Source organism: Bacillus sp. NPDC077027, assembly GCF_050269555.1.
Lineage (GTDB): Bacteria > Bacillota > Bacilli > Bacillales > Bacillaceae > Bacillus.
The window spans coordinates 54132-73838 of record NZ_JBNNIO010000002.1; the positions used below are offsets into that span (position 1 = coordinate 54132).

General features: G+C 39.5%; 23 protein-coding genes and 1 pseudogene. 7 read left to right on the forward strand and 17 right to left on the reverse strand.

Translation table 11 applies throughout. The features are described 5' to 3' along the window. Positions 1-2: 2 nt before the first annotated feature. From ACQKEZ_RS05855 to ACQKEZ_RS05880, 6 genes and pseudogenes are all read right to left on the reverse strand, one after another. A pseudogene (locus ACQKEZ_RS05855) lies at positions 3-255 on the reverse strand (hypothetical protein). A gap of 33 nt (positions 256-288) precedes the next feature. Continuing rightward, a complete protein-coding gene (locus tag ACQKEZ_RS05860) occupies positions 289-1317 on the reverse strand; it encodes an NAD(P)H-dependent flavin oxidoreductase (protein ID WP_427299391.1) in 1029 nt (342 codons plus the stop codon). Between the two features lie 18 nt (positions 1318-1335). Further along, positions 1336-1737, reverse strand: coding sequence for a secondary thiamine-phosphate synthase enzyme YjbQ (locus ACQKEZ_RS05865; protein ID WP_427299392.1), 402 nt, complete (start codon positions 1735-1737; stop codon positions 1336-1338). 168 nt (positions 1738-1905) lie between these two features. Then, entirely contained in the window at positions 1906-3198 is a 1293-nt protein-coding gene (locus tag ACQKEZ_RS05870; RefSeq protein ID WP_427299393.1) for a hemolysin family protein, read from the reverse strand. A 50-nt stretch (positions 3199-3248) separates the two neighbouring features. Next, a complete protein-coding gene (locus ACQKEZ_RS05875) occupies positions 3249-3923 on the reverse strand; it encodes a zinc metallopeptidase (RefSeq protein WP_427300475.1) in 675 nt (224 codons plus the stop codon). 80 nt (positions 3924-4003) lie between these two features. Then, positions 4004-4228: a hypothetical protein gene (locus ACQKEZ_RS05880; protein WP_427299394.1), complete on the reverse strand. Its 225-nt coding sequence runs from the start codon at positions 4226-4228 to the stop codon at positions 4004-4006. Between the two features lie 118 nt (positions 4229-4346). Between ACQKEZ_RS05880 and ACQKEZ_RS05885 the strand changes: the two genes are divergently transcribed. Beyond that, complete coding sequence (locus ACQKEZ_RS05885; RefSeq protein ID WP_427299395.1) at positions 4347-5333, forward strand: potassium channel family protein; 987 nt, start codon at positions 4347-4349, stop codon at positions 5331-5333. On the opposite strand, the gene ACQKEZ_RS05890 is transcribed toward ACQKEZ_RS05885, so the two are convergent. The 5 genes from ACQKEZ_RS05890 to ACQKEZ_RS05910 form a co-directional block, all read right to left on the reverse strand. Beyond that, the gene (locus ACQKEZ_RS05890; protein ID WP_427299396.1) at positions 5330-5731 is read right to left on the reverse strand and encodes a YugN-like family protein; all 402 of its coding nucleotides are present in this window, start codon (positions 5729-5731) and stop codon (positions 5330-5332) included. The two genes, ACQKEZ_RS05885 and ACQKEZ_RS05890, sit on opposite strands and share 4 nt — an antisense overlap. 29 nt (positions 5732-5760) lie before the next feature. After that, the gene (locus tag ACQKEZ_RS05895; RefSeq protein WP_427299397.1) at positions 5761-5982 is read right to left on the reverse strand and encodes a spore germination protein; all 222 of its coding nucleotides are present in this window, start codon (positions 5980-5982) and stop codon (positions 5761-5763) included. Between the two features lie 118 nt (positions 5983-6100). After that, entirely contained in the window at positions 6101-7456 is a 1356-nt protein-coding gene (locus ACQKEZ_RS05900) for a glucose-6-phosphate isomerase (RefSeq protein ID WP_427299398.1), read from the reverse strand. Between the two features lie 125 nt (positions 7457-7581). Beyond that, positions 7582-8754, reverse strand: coding sequence for an iron-containing alcohol dehydrogenase (locus ACQKEZ_RS05905; RefSeq protein ID WP_427299399.1), 1173 nt, complete (start codon positions 8752-8754; stop codon positions 7582-7584). Positions 8755-8874: 120 nt separating this feature from the next. Then, complete coding sequence (locus ACQKEZ_RS05910) at positions 8875-10038, reverse strand: iron-containing alcohol dehydrogenase (protein ID WP_427299400.1); 1164 nt, start codon at positions 10036-10038, stop codon at positions 8875-8877. A 147-nt stretch (positions 10039-10185) separates the two neighbouring features. Between ACQKEZ_RS05910 and ACQKEZ_RS05915 the strand changes: the two genes are divergently transcribed. Continuing rightward, positions 10186-10419, forward strand: coding sequence for a DUF378 domain-containing protein (locus ACQKEZ_RS05915; protein ID WP_427299401.1), 234 nt, complete (start codon positions 10186-10188; stop codon positions 10417-10419). Positions 10420-10692: 273 nt separating this feature from the next. On the opposite strand, the gene yugI is transcribed toward ACQKEZ_RS05915, so the two are convergent. The 3 genes from yugI to ACQKEZ_RS05930 all read right to left on the reverse strand — a co-directional run bounded on the left by yugI (position 10693) and on the right by ACQKEZ_RS05930 (position 12976). Further along, the gene (gene yugI / locus ACQKEZ_RS05920) at positions 10693-11085 is read right to left on the reverse strand and encodes a S1 domain-containing post-transcriptional regulator GSP13 (protein WP_427299402.1); all 393 of its coding nucleotides are present in this window, start codon (positions 11083-11085) and stop codon (positions 10693-10695) included. Positions 11086-11281: 196 nt separating this feature from the next. Then, entirely contained in the window at positions 11282-12475 is a 1194-nt protein-coding gene (locus ACQKEZ_RS05925; protein ID WP_427299403.1) for an aminotransferase, read from the reverse strand. Then, positions 12476-12976, reverse strand: coding sequence for an Lrp/AsnC family transcriptional regulator (locus ACQKEZ_RS05930; protein WP_427299404.1), 501 nt, complete (start codon positions 12974-12976; stop codon positions 12476-12478). It abuts the gene before it with no gap. Positions 12977-13158: 182 nt separating this feature from the next. Here ACQKEZ_RS05930 and ACQKEZ_RS05935 point away from each other — a divergent pair, with 182 nt between their 5' ends. Then, entirely contained in the window at positions 13159-13983 is an 825-nt protein-coding gene (locus ACQKEZ_RS05935) for an alpha/beta fold hydrolase (protein ID WP_427299405.1), read from the forward strand. A gap of 5 nt (positions 13984-13988) precedes the next feature. On the opposite strand, the gene ACQKEZ_RS05940 is transcribed toward ACQKEZ_RS05935, so the two are convergent. Next, a complete protein-coding gene (locus ACQKEZ_RS05940; protein ID WP_427299406.1) occupies positions 13989-14249 on the reverse strand; it encodes a DUF1871 family protein in 261 nt (86 codons plus the stop codon). An 84-nt stretch (positions 14250-14333) separates the two neighbouring features. On the opposite strand from ACQKEZ_RS05940, the gene ACQKEZ_RS05945 reads away from it, so the two are divergent. Then, entirely contained in the window at positions 14334-15509 is a 1176-nt protein-coding gene (locus ACQKEZ_RS05945) for a MalY/PatB family protein (protein ID WP_427299407.1), read from the forward strand. Between the two features lie 133 nt (positions 15510-15642). Continuing rightward, entirely contained in the window at positions 15643-16935 is a 1293-nt protein-coding gene (locus ACQKEZ_RS05950; RefSeq protein WP_427299408.1) for an ATP-binding protein, read from the forward strand. Between the two features lie 17 nt (positions 16936-16952). Here ACQKEZ_RS05950 and ACQKEZ_RS05955 read toward each other — a convergent pair whose 3' ends face one another. Further along, complete coding sequence (locus tag ACQKEZ_RS05955) at positions 16953-17114, reverse strand: hypothetical protein (protein ID WP_427299409.1); 162 nt, start codon at positions 17112-17114, stop codon at positions 16953-16955. An 89-nt stretch (positions 17115-17203) separates the two neighbouring features. On the opposite strand from ACQKEZ_RS05955, the gene ACQKEZ_RS05960 reads away from it, so the two are divergent. Further along, positions 17204-17596, forward strand: coding sequence for a kinase-associated lipoprotein B (locus tag ACQKEZ_RS05960; protein WP_427299410.1), 393 nt, complete (start codon positions 17204-17206; stop codon positions 17594-17596). On the opposite strand, the gene kapD is transcribed toward ACQKEZ_RS05960, so the two are convergent. Then, positions 17593-18210: a 3'-5' exonuclease KapD gene (gene kapD, locus ACQKEZ_RS05965; protein ID WP_427299411.1), complete on the reverse strand. Its 618-nt coding sequence runs from the start codon at positions 18208-18210 to the stop codon at positions 17593-17595. The genes ACQKEZ_RS05960 and kapD overlap by 4 nt on opposite strands. 219 nt (positions 18211-18429) lie before the next feature. Between kapD and ACQKEZ_RS05970 the strand changes: the two genes are divergently transcribed. Further along, a complete protein-coding gene (locus ACQKEZ_RS05970; RefSeq protein WP_427299412.1) occupies positions 18430-19608 on the forward strand; it encodes an MFS transporter in 1179 nt (392 codons plus the stop codon). Positions 19609-19707 lie beyond the last annotated feature (99 nt).

The window sequence follows — 19707 nt, forward strand, 5'->3', positions numbered from 1 at the left end:
CCTTATGAAGACAAGGGGCCTTGATATGCTTTTCTTTTTCGATAGTTGTGAAGAGTTCCGAGCAGCTCATTCGCCGCTATTTCCATTTGTTCTAGATCTCTTCGCGAGACAGGGGGGGGCAAGCTTACTCCACTTCACATAACGGACAAAATAATAATGCCGTATGGGAATAAGTGCGACAGTAGAATGAGGAAAATCGTTAAAAATAAATTCGAGCTCCCCTTTTTTACGATATGAGTGTTTTATGATGTGCATGATGTGCTTCACCACCAAACCGAATAGACCTAGTCATTCGCATAATTGATCCATTATTTCTTTTACTGTCAAAATTGAACGAATACGTCCAACACCTTGCCCTGCCCAAAGGGCCATTTGTTCTTTATTGCCTGAAGCTGCTGCCTCTTTCCTCATTGGTGTCGTTAGCACATGTTGCAATGGGTAAGGCAATGTTCGTTGTCCATATACTTCTTCTGTCGTCATCCATTGATTGACGATACCTCTTGCCCGTTTACCTGAGAACAGTTTTGTGATCGCTGTATCATTTCCATTCGCTTCTAGGAGTGCCTGTTTGTACACAGGTGGTGCGGCACTTTCCTCACTCGCTAGAAATCTAGTACCAATTTGTGCCGCATCTACTCCAAGTTGTAACACAGCTTGAACACTCTGACGATCAACAATTCCTCCTGATGCGATGACTGGGATATGTACCTGCTCCTTCACCTCACCAATGAGACTCAATAGTCCTTGCAACGCATCTCCTTTTGTTTGAAGAAACGTCCCACGGTGACCTCCTGCTTCACTACCTTGTATAATGATTGCATCCATGCCCTTCTCCTCTAAAAAAAGGGCTTCTTCTAGCGTCGTTGCAGTTCCCATTAAAGTGATCCCCTCTTGTTTTAATGCGTGGATCACATCATCTGGGGGACAAGCGAATGTAAACGACACGATTGGAACATTTGACGCTTGAACAATATCAATTTTTTCATAAAAATCCTGCCACAATGTTTGGTCATCCGGAAAAGGATTTGCCTCGTCAACATAGGGCAATCTGTTTTTCCAAAATTGAATATCGTATTTATTTGGTTCACAGATAGGCTCTGGGACGAATACATTCACCTGAAAGGGTTGATCCGTTATCTCTTTCACCTGATAAATTTGATCTCTCATCACTTCGGGCTTGAGATAACCAGACGCAAGACTTCCAAGCCCTCCTGCATTTGAGACGTTCGCTACTAAGGTTGGTGTGACCGCCCCACCTGCCATTGGTGCTTGTATGATTTTATGTTCAATACTTAATAAAGTCTTCAGATTTGCCATGTACTCCTCCCCCATTCTCTATCTGTTTGTCATGACTTGGACAAAAAAGTGTCTGTAGCGTGGTCCATCAAATTCACAAAAGTAAATGCCTTGCCATGTACCAAGAACTAGCTCACCGTTTATGATCAAAATATGTTGTGATGCTCCCATATAGCTAGCTTTCATGTGCGCAGCTGTATTTCCTTCCATATGACGATCTTTTGAATGCTCCCATGGGAACACCTCGTCTAGCCTGTGAAGCATGTCATGTTTGACATCAGGATCAGCATTTTCGTTTATCGTGATACCTGCGGTCGTATGTGGGCAATACACAATGACCGTTCCGTCTGTTATTTTAGTTTCGCTTACATATTGTCGTACTTGATCAGTCACATCTATCATGTCATCTCGTCGATTTGTTTGCAGATTGATTTTTTTCATCTTTGTGCTCCTTTTCAACATGTCATGATTGATCTATTAGTCCATACCCGTTTTCATGTAAAGCAATCATATTGTGGGGTATCTTTATATTATATAAAGATATCGCTTACTTTGGTGGGAAAATTGAAAAAAACCCCGCAATATAGGCGAGGTTTAAGGAAGTAAGCACTATACAAAATGAATTTTTTTGACTTCTATTGTTCTAATATGATGCTCCTCAGCATCAATAATTTTAAATTCACAGCCTTCTGCTTCAATCACATCATCAACGTCAAAATCAATTTTATGAGTCATCATCCAGCCAGCAATTGTATCAACATCATCATTTTCGATAGCTAAATCGAGCAGGTCGTTCACTTCGTCAATTAATGCTTTTCCATCCATGACATAGTGAAAGTCGCCTTTTTTTACGATGTGAGGTGTTTCATCTTGATCATATTCATCGCGAATTTCTCCCACGATTTCTTCCAATATATCTTCGACTGTCACAAGCCCAGCTGTTCCACCATACTCATCAACTAGAATAGACATATGAATCCGTTCCTTTTGCATCAGAATAAGCAATTCCTGTATTGGTGTGCTTTCAATGACACGAATAACAGGGCGCATTAAGCCTTCAATGGAGACATCTTGTTGAAGAAAATTTGCTTTGAAGACATCTTTGCTGTTGATAACGCCAATGACATGATCTTTATCCTCTTTAATGACAGGATAACGGGTATACCTTTCATTCAGCATATAATGCGTCACTTCATCAAGTGATTGTTCTACATCAACGGCAGATATTTCAGTACGTGGGATCATAATTTCACGAGCTACTCTGTTATCAAATTCAAAGATTTTATTCACGTATTTGTATTCAGATTGGTTTATTTCCCCCTTTTCATAGCTTTCAGATAAGATGAGGCGCAATTCCTCTTCACTGATCGCCACTTCATGCTCCTTCACTGAGTGAAAGCCAAACAATTTCACTATCCCTCTTGCTGCCCCGTTCAAGGCTTTAATAAAGGGGTACATGAGTTTATAAAAGAGAATAAGTGGCTTCGCTGTCATAAGACTGACTGCTTCCGCCTTTTGAATGGCAATTGTTTTTGGTGCTAGTTCCCCTACTACGACGTGTAAAAAGGTAATGATCACAAACGCAATAATAAAAGATAATATATCTGTTAATGCGGCATGAATGCCTAGTTGTTCAAAGAGGGGATGAAGAAAATACTCGACAGTTGGTTCACCAAGCCACCCAAGTCCTAATGCAGTGATGGTAATCCCTAACTGACATGCCGATAAGTATTCATCTAGGTTTGAAATTAGTTTTTGAACATGGATGGCACGCTTGTCTCCACTTTCAATCAGTTGATTAATTTTTGATCCTCGAATTTTAACAATAGCAAATTCTGTTATCACAAAAAATGCAGTTGCAGCAATGAGTAAAATGACTAGGAAAACGTTCAAAATATACAAAAAAACCCTCACCTACTGGCTAGGTAAGGGCTCACCTCCTCTGGCATCATTTAATCATTACGACCGTTAAGGAAGATCATCACAAATCGGAGTAATTCAAAGAGCGATACAAGTGCTGCTGCCACATAAGTTAATGCCGCTGCATTTAATACCTTATTTACGCCTCTTTCTTCACTACTTCTAATGATTCCTTCTGAAACAATGATATCTTTTGCACGCGAACTTGCATTAAACTCAACAGGTAATGTCACAAGCTGGAAAAACACCGCAGCTGAAAACAGGATGATACCTAAGCCGATTAAGTTTAAGCTTCCAAGCAAAAGTCCGCCAAGGAAAAGGAGCGGAGCAACGCCAGATGCAAAGTTGACGACAGGAAAGATTTTATGTCTCAGTACAAGTGCACCATATGATTCCTGATGCTGAAGAGCATGTCCGACCTCATGAGAAGCCACCGAAATCGCTGAAATGGAGTGACCATAATAGACTGACTCAGATAGACGGACGACGCGCTGCGTTGGATCGTAATGATCAGTTAAGGTTCCTCTTACCGGTTCAACAGGTACATCATATAACCCGTTGCGATCTAAGATATATCTAGCGGTTTCAGCACCTGTTTTCATACTAGCTGCCTCTACCTTTGAATATTTTTCAAAATTATTCTTCACTTTAAATTGTGCCCAAAATGATAAACCCAATGCGGCAAAAGTTAAAAAATAAAATATCAGCATGTTTATCAGCTTCCTTTTATTTTATATATTTATTTACAATTTTAATGATTTTTATGTAGCATGTACAGTAAAAAGCACTAGGTCTTTTTGAGCGGAACTGCTACTCCTACTAAAAAGACGGACATTCCAATCACAGCCGTATAGAAGGTAAATGTTCCATAAATCTCCTGAAAAAAATTTCCCCATGAAAAGCCATTCATAAAGTGATTGACGGCATTTAAATCAAAAATCAGTAAAATCATTGCCGAAGATAAAAACTGTGCACCGATAAAAAGAAGTAAGGTCTTTTGAAAAAATGTCATCTACATTCCCTCCTTCTTATTTTAAGATATGGTATCCGCCCACATACATGCCGATGATGAAAAAACTTTTGGAAATTCGGGCATACTGACATTACTTGCCTTTGAAAGGAAGAGTGATATGAAATCAAATCGAATCTTCATCGCTTGGTTAAGGTGGCCGATTTATCTACGAATTGCCATTATTATTTGTTTTATCCTTCTTTTTTTTGGTCAAGCCATTGTTTGGATAGAGCCTAAGCAATATCATACGGTTCTCGACGGGGTATGGTGGGCATTAATTACGATTTCAACGGTTGGTTACGGTGATTTTGTTCCCCAAACCGTTCCTGGACAAATTGTTGGAATGGCATTGATCTTGATTGGTGCAAGCTTTATAACGGCTTATTTCGCCACATTTGCCGCAGCGATTTTTAGTAAACAGCATCATTATGTAGAAGGCAAAGTTTCCTTTAAAGGAAAAGGCCATCTCATTATTGTTGGCTGGAACGAGAAGACCAATAAGCTGCTTCAATCGTTTCATACAATTGATCCCATGATGACTGTTGTACTCATTGATGAGTCTTTAAAAGAAGGACCGCTTCTTAGAAATGTACATTTTATTAAGGGACATGGTACAGAGGATGCTACACTCCGCAAAGCAAATATTTTTGAAGCAGATTCGCTGATCATCACTGCTGATCAGCACGAAAATGAATTAACAGCGGATATGCAAAGCGTTTTAACATTACTTGCAGCAAAAGGGCTCAATCCCACATTATACTGTCTGATTGAAATTTTGACTGATCGGTATGTAAAAAATGCAGAACGGGCTGGGGCAAACCAGGTGATTCACACATCTGATGCAGTCAATCATTTAATGGTAGAGCATTTTCTATTGAAAGAGCAGCTTACTTCCTTGAAGAAAAAAAAGAAAATGACCCTCCATAAAAATATCACCATCATTCCTGTTCCAAAGGCGCTCATTGGCGAAACCTTTTTAACTGCCCTACAGCATTTTTTAGATCATCATGTGATTTTAATTGGCGTACAAAAAAAAGAAGGACCTATGATGAATCCTCCTTTTACATATGAGCTTCACCCAGAAGATGAGCTGATTGCTCTTTAAAGCAGTGCTTCTTCTAATTCTTTGACTAAGGAAAAGCCAATTTCAACGTATACTTGTGAGACGTCTCCATCTTTATCTTTCGGTTCTTGAAACTGGTTGAATGAAGCTTGCAAATGACCGATCATCGCATGATCATCTAGTTTGTCTTGATATACATGTTTAAGTAAAAAAGGAAATCCCAGTTTGACAACAACTCCAGGCTCATCAAGCTGGCCTTTTTCAGCTGTAAATGGAACTCGAAGAAAGATGTAGCCGTCACGGTTATCAATTTTGTAATCAAAGTAGCCATGATCATAATCCCAGTTGCCATTAATGACATAGCCAAGCGGTTTCATTGTTTCTTCTAAATGATATAACGAAAAGCTTTCATCTGTTAGCTTGGATGGTACATGGATCATATTGAACCCTCCTTTTTTCATAGGGTTCGTCAAAGTGAAGAATTCATACATCTGCCTCTATTGATTTGTACACTCTTTGTAAAGGTTGCACTATATACACTCTGATCAGCTGTCAGATTGCCACTATTATTCGCACTACCAGATCCTGCAACATCCTTGGATGCACTCATGGGACAAATCCTGCCTACATTACCGAAATTCACAATTGCCTGCCCAGAAATATCTTGAATGTAAATCTTATTGGTTTTCATGTAAGTTTCACACTCCTCTGTTATGCATCATATGAAGGACGGGACAGGATTGCTTGCACTTATTTCTTGCACAATGAAAAAAGGCACACCCTATTGTCAGGATGTGCTTTTTCACAATTTAAGATTGTTTTAGACGATTTTCAAGCTCTGCTTTTTTCTCTTCAAAGCCTGGTTTTCCTAAAAGGGCAAACATATTGACCTTGTATGCTTCAACGCCTGGTTGATCAAATGGATTAACTCCTAGAAGGTAACCTGACATTGCACAAGCTTTTTCAAAGAAGTAGACGAGGTAACCAAATGTGTAAGCATCCATTTCTGGAATCGTGACAATGAGGTTCGGTACTTTCCCATCTGTATGAGCAAGCATTGTTCCTTCAAACGCCTTCTTGTTCACGAAATCTACCGTTTGACCCGCTAAGTAGTTGAGTCCGTCCAAATCTTGATTCTCGGCTTCGATCACAAGTTCATGTCTAGGCTTGTCTACATTCACAACAGTTTCAAACAAGTCTCTTCTTCCTTCTTGTACATATTGACCAAGAGAATGAAGATCCGTTGAGAAGTTGGCAGATGATGGATAGATCCCTTTTTCATCTTTTCCTTCACTTTCGCCAAATAGCTGTTTCCACCATTCCGCAAAATATTGAAGCCCCGGCTCATAATTAATCAGCATCTCAATGGTTCTACCTTTATTGTAAAGAACATTTCGTACGACAGCATATTGGTAAGCCGCATTTTCTGATAGCTCAGAAGAAGAGAAATCTTCACTAGCTTTCGCAGCACCTTCCATCATTTGCTCAATGTCTGCACCGCTAACTGCAATTGGTAAGAGACCAACCGCTGTTAGAACAGAGTAGCGACCACCGACATCATCTGGAATGATAAACGATTCATATCCTTCTTCATTCGCTAATGTTTTCAATGCGCCTCGTGCTTTATCTGTTGTCGCATAAATGCGTTTCTTCGCTTCTTCTGCACCATATTTTTCAATAAGGAGCTTCTTAAAGATTCTAAACGCAATGGCTGGCTCAGTTGTTGTACCTGATTTAGATATGACGTTGATGGAGAAGTCTGCATCTTCAAGCAGATCCATTACATCTTTTAAATAAGAAGAGCTGATGTTGTTACCGATAAAGATGATTTGTGGTGTTTTACGCTTTCCTTTTGGCAAAGCGTTGTAGAAGGAATGATTTAAAAACTCAATCGCAGCACGTGCGCCAAGATAAGAGCCACCAATTCCGACAACTAGTAGAACATCAGAATCGGATTTAATTTTCTTTGCACTATTTTGAATACGAGCAAATTCTTCACGGTCGTAATTTTTCGGTAAGTCTACCCATCCTAAATAATCACTGCCTGTCCCTGTTTGCTCATGAATATTATGATGTGCCACTTTCACAAAATCTTTCAAATATGTAATCTCATGTTCCTTAAAGAAAGGTAACGCTTTTGAGTAGTCAAATTGAATATGTGTCATCGCTTGTGTGCCCTCCATTACGTTAGTCTATCCCTTTCACTTTAGCCGAACTGCCCCATGAAATCAAGTAATCCTCCCTCCACATGAAAAAAGCCGTTTCCCACAAAGGAAAAACGGCTAGTGTTTTATAGAGATGCTTTTAAGATCGAAAGGATATCATCACGGTTCAATTTCATGAAGTTACCAAATCCACCGTGTTCCATTTCTTTTGCCGCAATATCTGCGATCATTTCAAGTTTTTCTTCTCCGATGCCATAATCACTTAAGCGATTTGGGGCACCTAGACTTGTCCAGAAGGCAGAGAGCTTCTCAATTCCTTCTAGTGCAATATCTCGATCAGATTTGCCTTCGGTCTCAATATCAAACATATGGAGCATCAAGTTTTTGAAGCGTGTTACATTGTGATCGAGGGTATGACGCATCCAGTTCGGGAAGAGAATCGCCAGACCGCCTGCATGTGGAATATCATATACTGCAGATACAGCATGCTCAATCGTATGTGATGACCAGTCGCCAAAATAGCCCATTTGCAGTGTGCCATTTAACGCAATTGTCCCAGCATACAAAATCGTTTCACGGTGTTCATAGCTGCTTAAGTCTTCAAGTAGCTTTGGTGCTGTTTCAATGACCGTTTGTAATACAGCGAAACACATACGATCTTGAAGAGGTGTATTTTGAACATTATGGAAATACTGTTCAAAGACGTGGCTCATCATATCAACCATTCCATAAACCGTTTGATTCTCAGGAACAGAGTACGTATGCTCAGGATCTAAAATAGAGAAAGTAGGATGAGTCACTGAGCTGCCCCAAACATATTTTTCATTTGTTTCCCAGTTTGTAATAACAGAATCAGGGTTCATTTCTGAACCTGTTGCCGCTAATGTTAAGATTGTGCCAAATGGTAAGGCTTTTTGTGCAGTTGTTTGTTTTGAAATGATATCCCATACATCGCCATCATACTCAGCACCAGCTGCAATAGCCTTCGTACAATCAATGACACTGCCGCCGCCTACAGCTAACAAGAAATCAATCTTTTCATTACGGCAAATGTCGATGCCTCTTTTTACTGTAGAAAGACGTGGGTTTGGTTCAACTCCCGCTAGTTCAAATGCAGTAGCATTTGCATCCTTTAAAGCGTGAAGCACTTTGTCATAAAGACCGTTCTTCTTAATACTTCCTCCGCCATATACAAGTAATACTCGCTTTCCATAACGAGAAAGCTCGTTTTTCAGTTCTTCTATCTGTCCTTTTCCGAACATTAATTTAGTAGGATTATAATAAATAAAGTTTTCCATTGGGCAAAGCCTCTCCTTACTACAAGTATTTCTACGAAAAATCAAGAATGACCACTGTAACATATTTACACGAATAACTCAAAAAAGATAACTGCACGAATGCAGCTATCTCTTTCCATTTTATAGGGAATTATTTAAAATCGCAAGAACATCCTCTTTGTTTAACTTTTTAAAGTGACCGAATTCACCTCGTGCCATTGCACGATCAGCAATAAGATCAATTTTTTCATCATTGATATCATAATCAGCAAGACGACTTGGTGCTCCTAAGCTTGTCCAGAAGGCAGTTATTTTTTCAATACCTTCTAATCCTATTTCTTCATCCGTTTTACCAGCTGGATCTACATCAAACACACGAACCGCTAATTGCTTAAAGCGAGCTGGGTTTTCTTTGATGACATGCTTCATCCAGTTCGGAAACAGAATGGCAAGTCCGCCTGCATGCGGGATGTCATATACAGCAGACACAGCATGTTCGATATTATGCGATGCCCAATCACCGCGTGCTCCCATTGAAAGCATTCCATTTAAAGCTATTGTTCCAGTGAACAAAATCGTTTCACGCAGTTCATAGTTCTCAAGGTCGTCGATGAGTTTCGGTGCTGTTTCAATCACTGTCCGAAGTAACCCTTCACACATACGGTCTTGGTATGGTGTATTTTCAGTATGATGGAAGTATTGCTCAAATACGTGAGACATCATATCCACCATTCCATAGATTGTATGATTTTTTGGTACTGTGAATGTATTTACCGGATCAAGGATAGAGAATTTAGGAAATACTGCTGGGCTACCCCAACCATATTTTTCATTTGTTTCCCAGTTCGTGATAACAGAGCCAGCGTTCATTTCTGAGCCTGTTGCTGCAAGTGTTAATACTGTACCAAATGGGACAGCCTCCGTTACAACATGTTTTCTTGTGACAATATCCCATGCATCTCCATCATATTTGGCTCCTGCTGCGATTGCTTTCGTTGCGTCGATAACACTTCCGCCTCCGACTGCCAAAATAAAGTCGATACTGTTTTCCTTACAAATTTCGATGCCTTTTCTTACAGTTGTTAAACGTGGATTCGGCTCAACACCACCAAGCTCACTTACTATAGCGCCAGATTCCTTTAGAATGTCAATCATTTGATCATAAAGACCATTTCTTTTAATACTACCTCCACCATATACAAGCAATACGTTTTTACCGTAGTTTTTCAGTTCATCTGAAAGGGCTGATACTTCTCCCTTTCCAAAAATTAATTTCGTTGGATTCCAAAACGTAAATCGATCCATATGTTATCTCCTCCTCGCGCTACATTATGCGCCTCATTTCTCAAAATTGTAAAGGAATTTGCTTGATTCAATTTTTCTTATGCATAGTTTGGCTGAAATTCTACAAAATATAAATGTATTAATGCTGTAGTGAAAGGAGGAATCACAATGAGCGCCATTCAACGTACTGCCCTCGTGCTCACGATTATCGGTGCTATTAACTGGGGACTAATCGGCTTTTTTCAATTTGACTTAGTAGCAGCGATCTTTGGCGGCCAAGGTTCTGCACTATCACGTATTATCTATGGTCTTGTTGGTATCGCAGGTCTTGTTAACCTTGGTCTGTTGTTCAAACCGAGTGAAGAGGTTGTTCGTGACGAACCAAAGCCAGAGGTTCGTTAATTCACGAGCGTCATAAAGAAAAAGGCTGCCTCTAGTGGCAGCCAAAGGCACCGATATCATTCGGTGCTTCAGCGTGTAGACAAACCCTCGCATTCGTTGTCAGGTCTGCGCGCTGGTGCTCACGAATCTAACATTCGCTCCGCTCCAGTGCTCAACCTTCCTAGACTTCAAGGATTTTCCATTCACGCTAAAAAGAAGACAAAGGGCTAAAATAAACATCATTTTAGCCCTTTGTCAACAATTTGAAGGCACCGATATCATTCGGTGCTTTTCTTATTTATTGATCAAGTCTTTGCGGTTAGATTGCTCAATCCACTCTTCTAGCTTATCTTTTAGCGTATTAAAACCTTGTGGTGGAGCAGAATCTTCTTTCACTTGCTGTGGTCTTTGTTTCTTTGGTTTGCTTTCTTTTCTTTCAGGTGCTTCTTGAGTCGCACGGATAGAAAGGCTGATTTTTCCAGCTTTTTCGTCAACAGAAAGAACTTTCACTTGTACTTCGTCACCAATTGTCAGATGCTCGTTGATGTCTTTTACAAAACCATGAGTGACTTCAGAAATATGAACAAGTCCTTGAGTTTCTTCATCTAATGCAACAAACGCACCATACGCTTGTAATCCTGTTACTTTACCAGTGTAAACACTGCCTACTTCAAACTTTGTCGCCATTATAACAACTCCTAAATAAATGTTTTAATAATCGTTTATACGCAATTAAAAACTATATCATAGAACCGGCTTTATAGCAAAATTTTTTTTAATGAGGTTTACTTTGGATGAAAAGGGGGAATACCTGAAAACAAGAATGCTTTCTAGTATTCCCCCCTAATGTGAGGCATCAGTCGAATAAAGATTGGTGCCTTTTTTATTTTAAAATAGCGGTAGCCTCTTGTTTCACTTCTCTATTTTGTAAAAAGCGCTGAATTCTTGAAAGCGACTCTTGCAGATGGTCGAGTGAAGATGCATAAGAACAGCGGATGTGTCCTTCCCCGCTTGGACCAAATACATTCCCCGGAACCACTGCTACTTTTTCACTTAAAAGTAGTTCTTCCGCAAATTGCTCTGAGGTCATGCCAGTGCTTTTAATCGATGGGAACGCATAAAACGCGCCATTTGGCTGATGGCATAAAAGACCTAATTCATTTAATGAGCCAACAAATAAATTTCTACGTCTTCGATAGCTCTTTTTCATTTTTTCTACGTCTTCAAGACCGTTTTTGAGTGCCTCTTCGGCAGCATACTGTGCCATAGACGGCGCACACATCATAGAATACTGATGAATCTTCAGCATTGCTTCTCGAAGAATTGGTGGTGCCGCCACATACCCTAAGCGCCATCCTGTCATCGCAAACCCCTTTGAGAATCCAGAAATCAAGATCGTTCTTTCCTTCATTTCATCAATGGCTGCAACACTCGTAAAGGCATCATCATAAGTTAATTCTGCGTATATTTCATCAGTGATCACTAAAAGATCATGCTCTTTAGCAAAGTTCGCAATATCTTCTAATTCTTCCTTAGAATAAACAGAGCCTGTTGGATTCGAAGGAGTACAAAGCAAAATGGCTTTCGTTTTTGTCGTAAGTTTTGTTTTAAAATCATCAGAGTTCGCTTTAAAATCCTTTTCTGATGATGTGCTTAAATAAATCGGGACTCCGCCTGCAAGTGTTGTCAGTGCACCATATGCAACAAAACAAGGCTCTGGAATAATGACTTCATCACCGCTGTTTAGAATGGCACGGAACGCTAAATCGAGCGCTTGGCTTCCACCTACTGTAATGATGAGTTCTTCTTCTGGACTATAATCAACTTGAAAACGCTTATATAAATATTGGCTTAATTCTCGGCGTAAAGAAAGTAAACCCGCATTCGCTGTATATGACGTGAAGCCTTGCTCAAGTGATATGATGCTCGCTTCCCTAACATTCCAGGCTGTGACAAAATCAGGTTCTCCAACACCAAGAGAAATGACACCTTCCATCGTCGCCGCCAAATCAAAAAACTTTCGAATACCTGACGGCTGAATGCTCTGTACCGTTTCAGATAAATAGGACTTTTTCATTTACGGTGACACCACGATTCTTTTATCATCATCTCCTGTTTCAAACACTTTCCCATCATGCTTATATTTTTTCAAAATAAAATGGGTTGTCGTTGAAACAACGGAATCAAGCGTTGATAACTTCTCCGAAACAAAACTTGCAATATCAGACATCGTTCTGCCGCGAATGACAACTGATAAATCATACACACCTGACATTAAATAGACCGATTCTACCTCTTGGAAACGGTAAATTCGCTCGGCGATTTCATCAAATCCTACGCTTCTTTTAGGTGTTACTTTGACATCAATCATAGCTGTAACGCCTTCATGACCGTCTACCTTGCGCCAATCAATCATCGTTGAGTAATCGATAATGACTTTTTTATCTTCAAGCTTTTGAATAATCGCTTCGGCTTCTTCTGACGTTACATCCGCCATTTTTGCAATTGTTTTTAAATCGGCGCGGCTGTTTTCATCTAAAATCTCTAATATTTCAGTTTCTTTTTCTGTTAGTTTCATTTGATCTCACACCTTTGCATTTAAAAAGCTTATTTTTTTAAAAAATCTTCTGAACATTATAGCACGTTTTTCCCATTATGCTAAACAGGGAAAAAGTTCAAATCATAGCTTGAGATCCACTTTTCAGGGTAAAATACAGTCATTCAACAGACAGTCAGTACGTGAGTATCGGAGTGATATGTATGGACATCATCCAGCCAGCTTTTATGAAAAGCAAATTTGGTTTAAACATTTATTATGAGCATTACCCAAATGAAGGGAAAAAGACTTTGATCTTGTTACATGGCCTTTTTTCCTCTACTTTCAGCTATCGAAAATTAATACCGTTACTAAAAAAAGATTTCGACCTCATCGCGATTGATTTACCGCCATTTGGACAATCAGAGAAGTCGAACAAATTTATCTACAGCTATCGCAACATGGCGAAAATTGTCATTGAATTAACAGACTATTTAAAAGTAAAACGAGCCATCATTGTAGGTCATTCTATGGGTGGACAAATTGCCTTATATGCAACAACAGAAAGACCTGACCTTTTTGAAAAAGCTGTTCTTCTATGCAGTTCAGGCTACTTGAATAAATCGAAACGGTCACTTGTGTACAGCACTTATATTCCTTATTTTTATTTAATTTTAAAAAGACAGCTGCTCAAGCAAGGAATTATGAAAAATTTAACCGCTGTTGTCCATGACCATTCCATTATTGATCAAGAGATGATTGACGGTTACTTACGACCATTTGATGATGACAAAATATTTAGAGGATTATTGCGCTTCGTTCGCCATCGGGAAGGTGATTTGACGTCAGATGTATTAAAAAAAGTGGAAACCCCTGTCCTATTAATTTGGGGTGAGGAAGATCGGATTGTCCCTCTTCAAATCGGAGAGAGGCTTCACAAGGATTTACGCTATTCAACACTGCATGCATTAAAAAAAACCGGGCATCTTATTCCTGAAGAAAACCCGGTCTTTGTTTCAGATCAAATTGGCAATTTTAGTTTGTCATAAATGATTCAGAGTGAGCAAGAGCTGTTTTCTTTTATTGAAAACAGCTTTAGCGCTATATCCTGACAGCTTTTGATTGGTAACAGCTGTTCAAATGAGTGATGGTAGATAGCTTGTATGTCTTTTGCAAGACATGCCGGATCTTCTGCGTCATACACAGCGCCAATGACATCCGCAGGCTCAGTCTCGTAAAAGTCCTCTCCGTATTGAAAAGGGTCCCATGTCTTAATTAAATGAATCATCTCTTCAACAGCCTGACTATCTTTCATGGAAATCACCGCTTATAATGAATTTTGAGATGTTTATTTTAACACAACAAACATTGTTTTAAAAATGTACTAGAGGTGGCTAATATGAATTTTGATGAACACATAATACGTAGAGGTTCAAAATCACTTAAATGGGATCAAGCAGAGTCCTTATTTCTCACAAAGGATGCTTTACCTATGTGGGTGGCAGATATGGATTTTAAAGCACCACAGGTTGTTATAGATGCTTTAAAGGAGCGACTTGATCATGGGGTATTTGGTTATTCAATTCAGGATGCTGACACGCAGCGTGCAGTATCTAGTTGGATGAACAGGCGCCATGACTGGGTAGTTGATCCAGAACATATTACATTCACACCAGGTATCGTGAACGCTCTTAGTATGGCTGTTCAAGCCTTTACGTCTCCACAAGACGAAGTGGTCATTCAATCACCGGTTTACACCCCTTTTTACCATATGATCGAGAGGAATGACCGCATTGTTTCGACCAACCCGTTAAAGATAGAGAATGACCGATACATGATTGATTTCGATGATTTAGAAAAGAAACTAAGGCGCCCACAGGCTAAGCTTATGTTCCTTTGCCATCCGCACAATCCATCTGGAAGAGCATGGTCACAGGATGAACTGAAAAAAATTGGCGAGCTTTGTCTTCAATATGGCGTTATCGTTGTTTCAGATGAAATTCATTCAGATCTTATGCTATACGGAAAAAAACATACTCCATTTGCCAGTGTCTCTGATGAAGTAGCCGACATCACTGTAACCTGTGTCGCACCAAGTAAAACCTTTAATTTGGCAGGACTTCAGGCATCTGCTATCATCATCTCTGACGAGAGAAAAAGAGCACTTTTCACAAAGGCACTGCAGCGCACTGGATTAGCAAAACTCAATACCTTTGCGATCCCTGCAATAGAAGCTTCATATTTACATGGAGACGAGTGGCTTAATGCGCTGATACCTTATTTAGAGAACAATCTTATCACTACAATGAACTTCGTGGATGAACAACTTCCAAGTATGCGTTATATGAAACCAGATGCCTCTTATTTATTATGGTTAGATCACCACAATTACCAGTTGAGCCAGGCTGATCTAAAACGAAATTTGCTTAAAAAAGGAAAAATCATCCTTGAACTTGGCCATATTTATGGGCATGAAGGGAAAGATTTCATGAGGATGAACCTTGGTTGTCCACTTTCTACTGTAAAAGAAGGACTTTCACGTCTTCAGAAGGCATTCACTCCTTCATCCGAATAATCCCATTTTTTCAAAAAGAACATCCTAGCGGGTGTTCTTTTTAAAGAAAAAAACAGACCTTTTATCATATCTACTTTCTTCATGAAATGATATAATGAGAGGAATTACTATTATTTACGAGGAGAGCATTTAAATGGAAATGTTCAAGGACTTTCTGCTCCATGTATCTTTTATTCTATTTCCAATCTTTTTATATCATGCGTTTTGGCTCAGCCGAACACCTGCTCATTTCCCAAAAACGAATAAACTGCTCATCACAATATTCGCATCTATCTCTTCGGCACTATGTATTATCTACCCAGTTGGTTCGATTTTAGATTTGCAGACTGGACTTCAATCTGTCCCTCTTGTACTTGCCATCTTATATGGAGGTTATACAGTTGGCGGCATTGCCATATTGGTTAGTTCGACAGTGAAGATCGTGATGTACGACTCTTTTCTATGGGTCGGACTGATTGTTGTTCCGCTCTACTTTCTCATCCCTTGCCTTTTTTATCAAAAATGGAAGCAGTTCAGCAAAACGAAAAAACTGATGTGCGGTGCAGTAATTGGTTTAGCAAAGAGCGGATTTATATTCATTGGCCTATTTGTCGTCAGTTTAATGGAATACAGTCCAGCTTTTATCATGCAACAAAAAGTTCACGAATTATTTTTCTCAACACTTTATTATGTGCTCGTCCTCGTGATTAGTATTTATGCAATTGAGTTTATTAAGGAAAATGCACAAATGAAAACACAGCTTGTCCATTCAGAAAAACTGACGATTGTTAGTGAGCTTGCGGCAAGTGTCGCACATGAAGTGCGTAATCCACTCACAGTGGTCAGAGGCTTTATTCAATTGCTTTTCTCTAATGACTCGACGAAGGAACAGCACCCGAGCAAAGATTATAAAAACCTTGTCCTATCTGAGCTTGACCGTGCGCAAGAGATTATTACTAGTTATTTAGACATCGCCAAACAAAACTACTATCAAATTGAATCCTTGAACCTCTCCGTCTTGCTTGAAGAATGCGCATCACTTATGACTTCATATGCGAATTTCAAATCCGTGACCATTCATAAATCAATTGAGACTGACTTATACATACAAGGGGACGAAACGAAAATTAAGCAAGTGATGATCAATTTAATTAAAAATGGGATAGAAGCCGCACCAGAGCATGAAGGAAAGATCGAATTGTTGGCTACAAAAGAGAATCACAAAATATGCCTCTATTTCAGCGACAACGGTGTTGGCATGACTGAAAGTCAAATGAAAAAGCTTGGCGAACCTTATTACACCTTAAAAAATAAAGGAACTGGTCTTGGACTCACTGTGACTTTTTCAATCATTGAAAATCATCATGGAACCATCCGCTTTAAAAGCTCCTTACAATCTGGTACGACGGTTACAGTGAAGTTTCCTGAAGATACAAGAAGAAAATGAGCACTCCATTTTTTTGACTATTTCTCGTGTTTTCGCTCTTCTTTTTTAGAATGGCGAACGATTAGACGAAAACAAATCAATGCAGCGATAAAAAAGAGAACGGTTGTAATGGCTGCGGGGATATATTCTCTTTTGTCTTCAGGGAAGTACAGGAGAAAGGATACAACGAAAGGAAACATTCTGATCCCCCTTTCTAGTCTTTACTCCACTATATTAGCTAAAAAACATGAAATACCTTCCTTATGAGAAGGTTATGGAGGATTTTCAAATGACAGAGGTTCATATTGGACAAATTGTGAAAGGTTTTTATAAAACAGGTGTTTACATCGGAGAAGTGACAGCGATTAAGCAGGAGGCATATCTCGTTCAAGTGAAAGCTGTCATCACGCACCCCACTCAAGGTGATCTTCACCATCCAAAACAGATAGATGTGCCTTTGTTTCAAGAAAGAAGAGCACTGGCATTTAGAGAACAAACCAATATCCCACACCATATGGTGAAGACATATGATGGCGAAGTGCCTGATTACCACGTGTCGCTTAGACAAGCTGTGAATAAATTGAAAGCGGTGCTCAGCTCAGATGATTCTGAATGGGCAAAAAAATCATTCGTTTGCTTAACCTCTCTTGAAAAAGATTACTTCCCAGAAGACGCTCGTTAATCAGTCGAGTCAAAAAAATGTGAGAAATCTATCAGCTCGCCAATTTTTGTTGGCTGTGGGTTTTCTAAATATGCTTTGTCTTTTTCAAATAATGTAAGTAGCTGATAGGTTGTCATTGCATCATCGAGTGCCTTATGATGCTTACCAGCTCCTTCACTGCCATATTCCTTTGCCGCCTTCCTGAGCCCTGTAAGTGTCCTGTCACCAAAAAAGTTTTTATATTCAAATGCGAGATCTCGTAATTTCCCTTTAAACGGAAAGGTAATATGATTAAGCATACAATTTTGCTTCAATACCTTCATATCCATATTCCCCCAAGTAACAATTTCACAATCCAATCCTCCATCAAGTGAACTGAGCTTCTCAATAAAAGCTTCAAAAGAAATCCCACTTTCGATCTCTTGCTGAGTAATCTCTAAGAATGATTTACATCGTTTTGTGAGCTTCGGAAATTTTTTCGGTTTGACATAGCTTGAAAAGGTTTCTTGGATTTCTCCATTGACTGCTTTCACTACTCCAGCCTCAATAATTTCAGGAAAAAAATTCTGCGGATGATACTTACCGTCTGGCATCGTAAATTCAAAATCAACCACAAGCAACGCCTTCTGTTCCACAGCGTCTTCACCTCACTTTCCCGTTTCATTTTCGTCTTGATACTATTATATTAAGACGGACTTTGAAATCACTTCATTTTTGCTAAAATAATGCAGATTCACTATGCCCAACCTACCTCGGGATGAAAGATCATTTATTTTGCTTTATAATTATTAAGGAACACGAAATATATAAAGAAGGTGATCTTTATCACAACCAGAAAGAAAAACCTATACATCATGTGGTTTGTGAACTTTTTTGTATCGGCAAGTATTACAATGATCGTCCCTTTTTTATCTCTTTACATAGAGTCACTCGATAGTAGTTATTCCAATGAATTTGTCCAAAGGTGGAGTGGTTATGTATTTGGGGTTACATTTCTAACAGCCTTTCTCATTTCACCGATTTGGGGAAGAATTGGAGATCGACATGGCTACAAAAAGATTTTATTAGTCAATGGAATCGGCATTGCCACGAGCATCTTGCTGATGGGACTTGTGCAAACCGTCTATCAGCTCTTTGCTCTTCGTTTATTTATGGGGCTTGTCACTGGCTTTATTTCAACATCAATGGCACTGATCTCTGCCCAAACTGAAAAAGCCACAGCTGGGAAAACACTTGGCACAATGCAGATGAGTAATGTTGCAGGAGGATTATTCGGGCCACTCATGGGCGGATTTATGGCAGATAGTGTAGGATTTATTTATACCTTTTTCTTAACGGCTTCTGTCATATTTGCATCAGTGATCGTCATTATTGTCGCCGTCAAAGAACAGCCTCTTCGTGCAAAAGAAGCTAGACGTGTCTCCTATACTCGTAAGGAAGTGATTGCTCATATTTTGAAACAGCCACTTCTTGTGGTGACCATGCTACTGACGTTTATTACACAAGTCGGGAATTTTAGCATTCAGCCGCTCTTGGCGCTTTATATCAATGACCTACACGGACCTGAAAGCCTTGCCTTTTTTGCTGGATTGGCTTTCTCTGCCACAGGGCTTGGAAACCTACTTTTCACAAGGAAATGGGGAGAGCTTGGGGATCGCATCGGCCATGATAAGGTGCTATTTGCTTTACTCATCCTTTCATCTCTTTTGTTCATCCCACAGGCCATGGCAAACTCCTATTTGATGCTTGTCGTGTTTAGGTTCCTATATGGCATGGCACTTGGCGGAATTATTCCTTGTACGACAGCTTATATTCGCTTAAAAGCACCTACTTCAATGCAAGGTGAAGTCCTTGGGTATAATGTCAGCTTCCGTTTTCTCGGGAATGTCGTCGGGCCAGTTATCGGCGGTATCGTTGCAAGCCATTACGGCATCCCTGCTGTTTTTTATGTCACAGCTATGATTTTTCTGTTTGGTGCCCTTTTTCTTTGGGCTGTGAAGTATCAAACAAAAGCGAAAGAAAAAGGTGTCTGATGCATGATCAGGCACTCTTTTTTCATTCTTATCCCAATATCCCTCTGGTCTTTTCATCCATTCTTTTTCTAAAAATAACCTTCTCGTATTCGCAAAAGA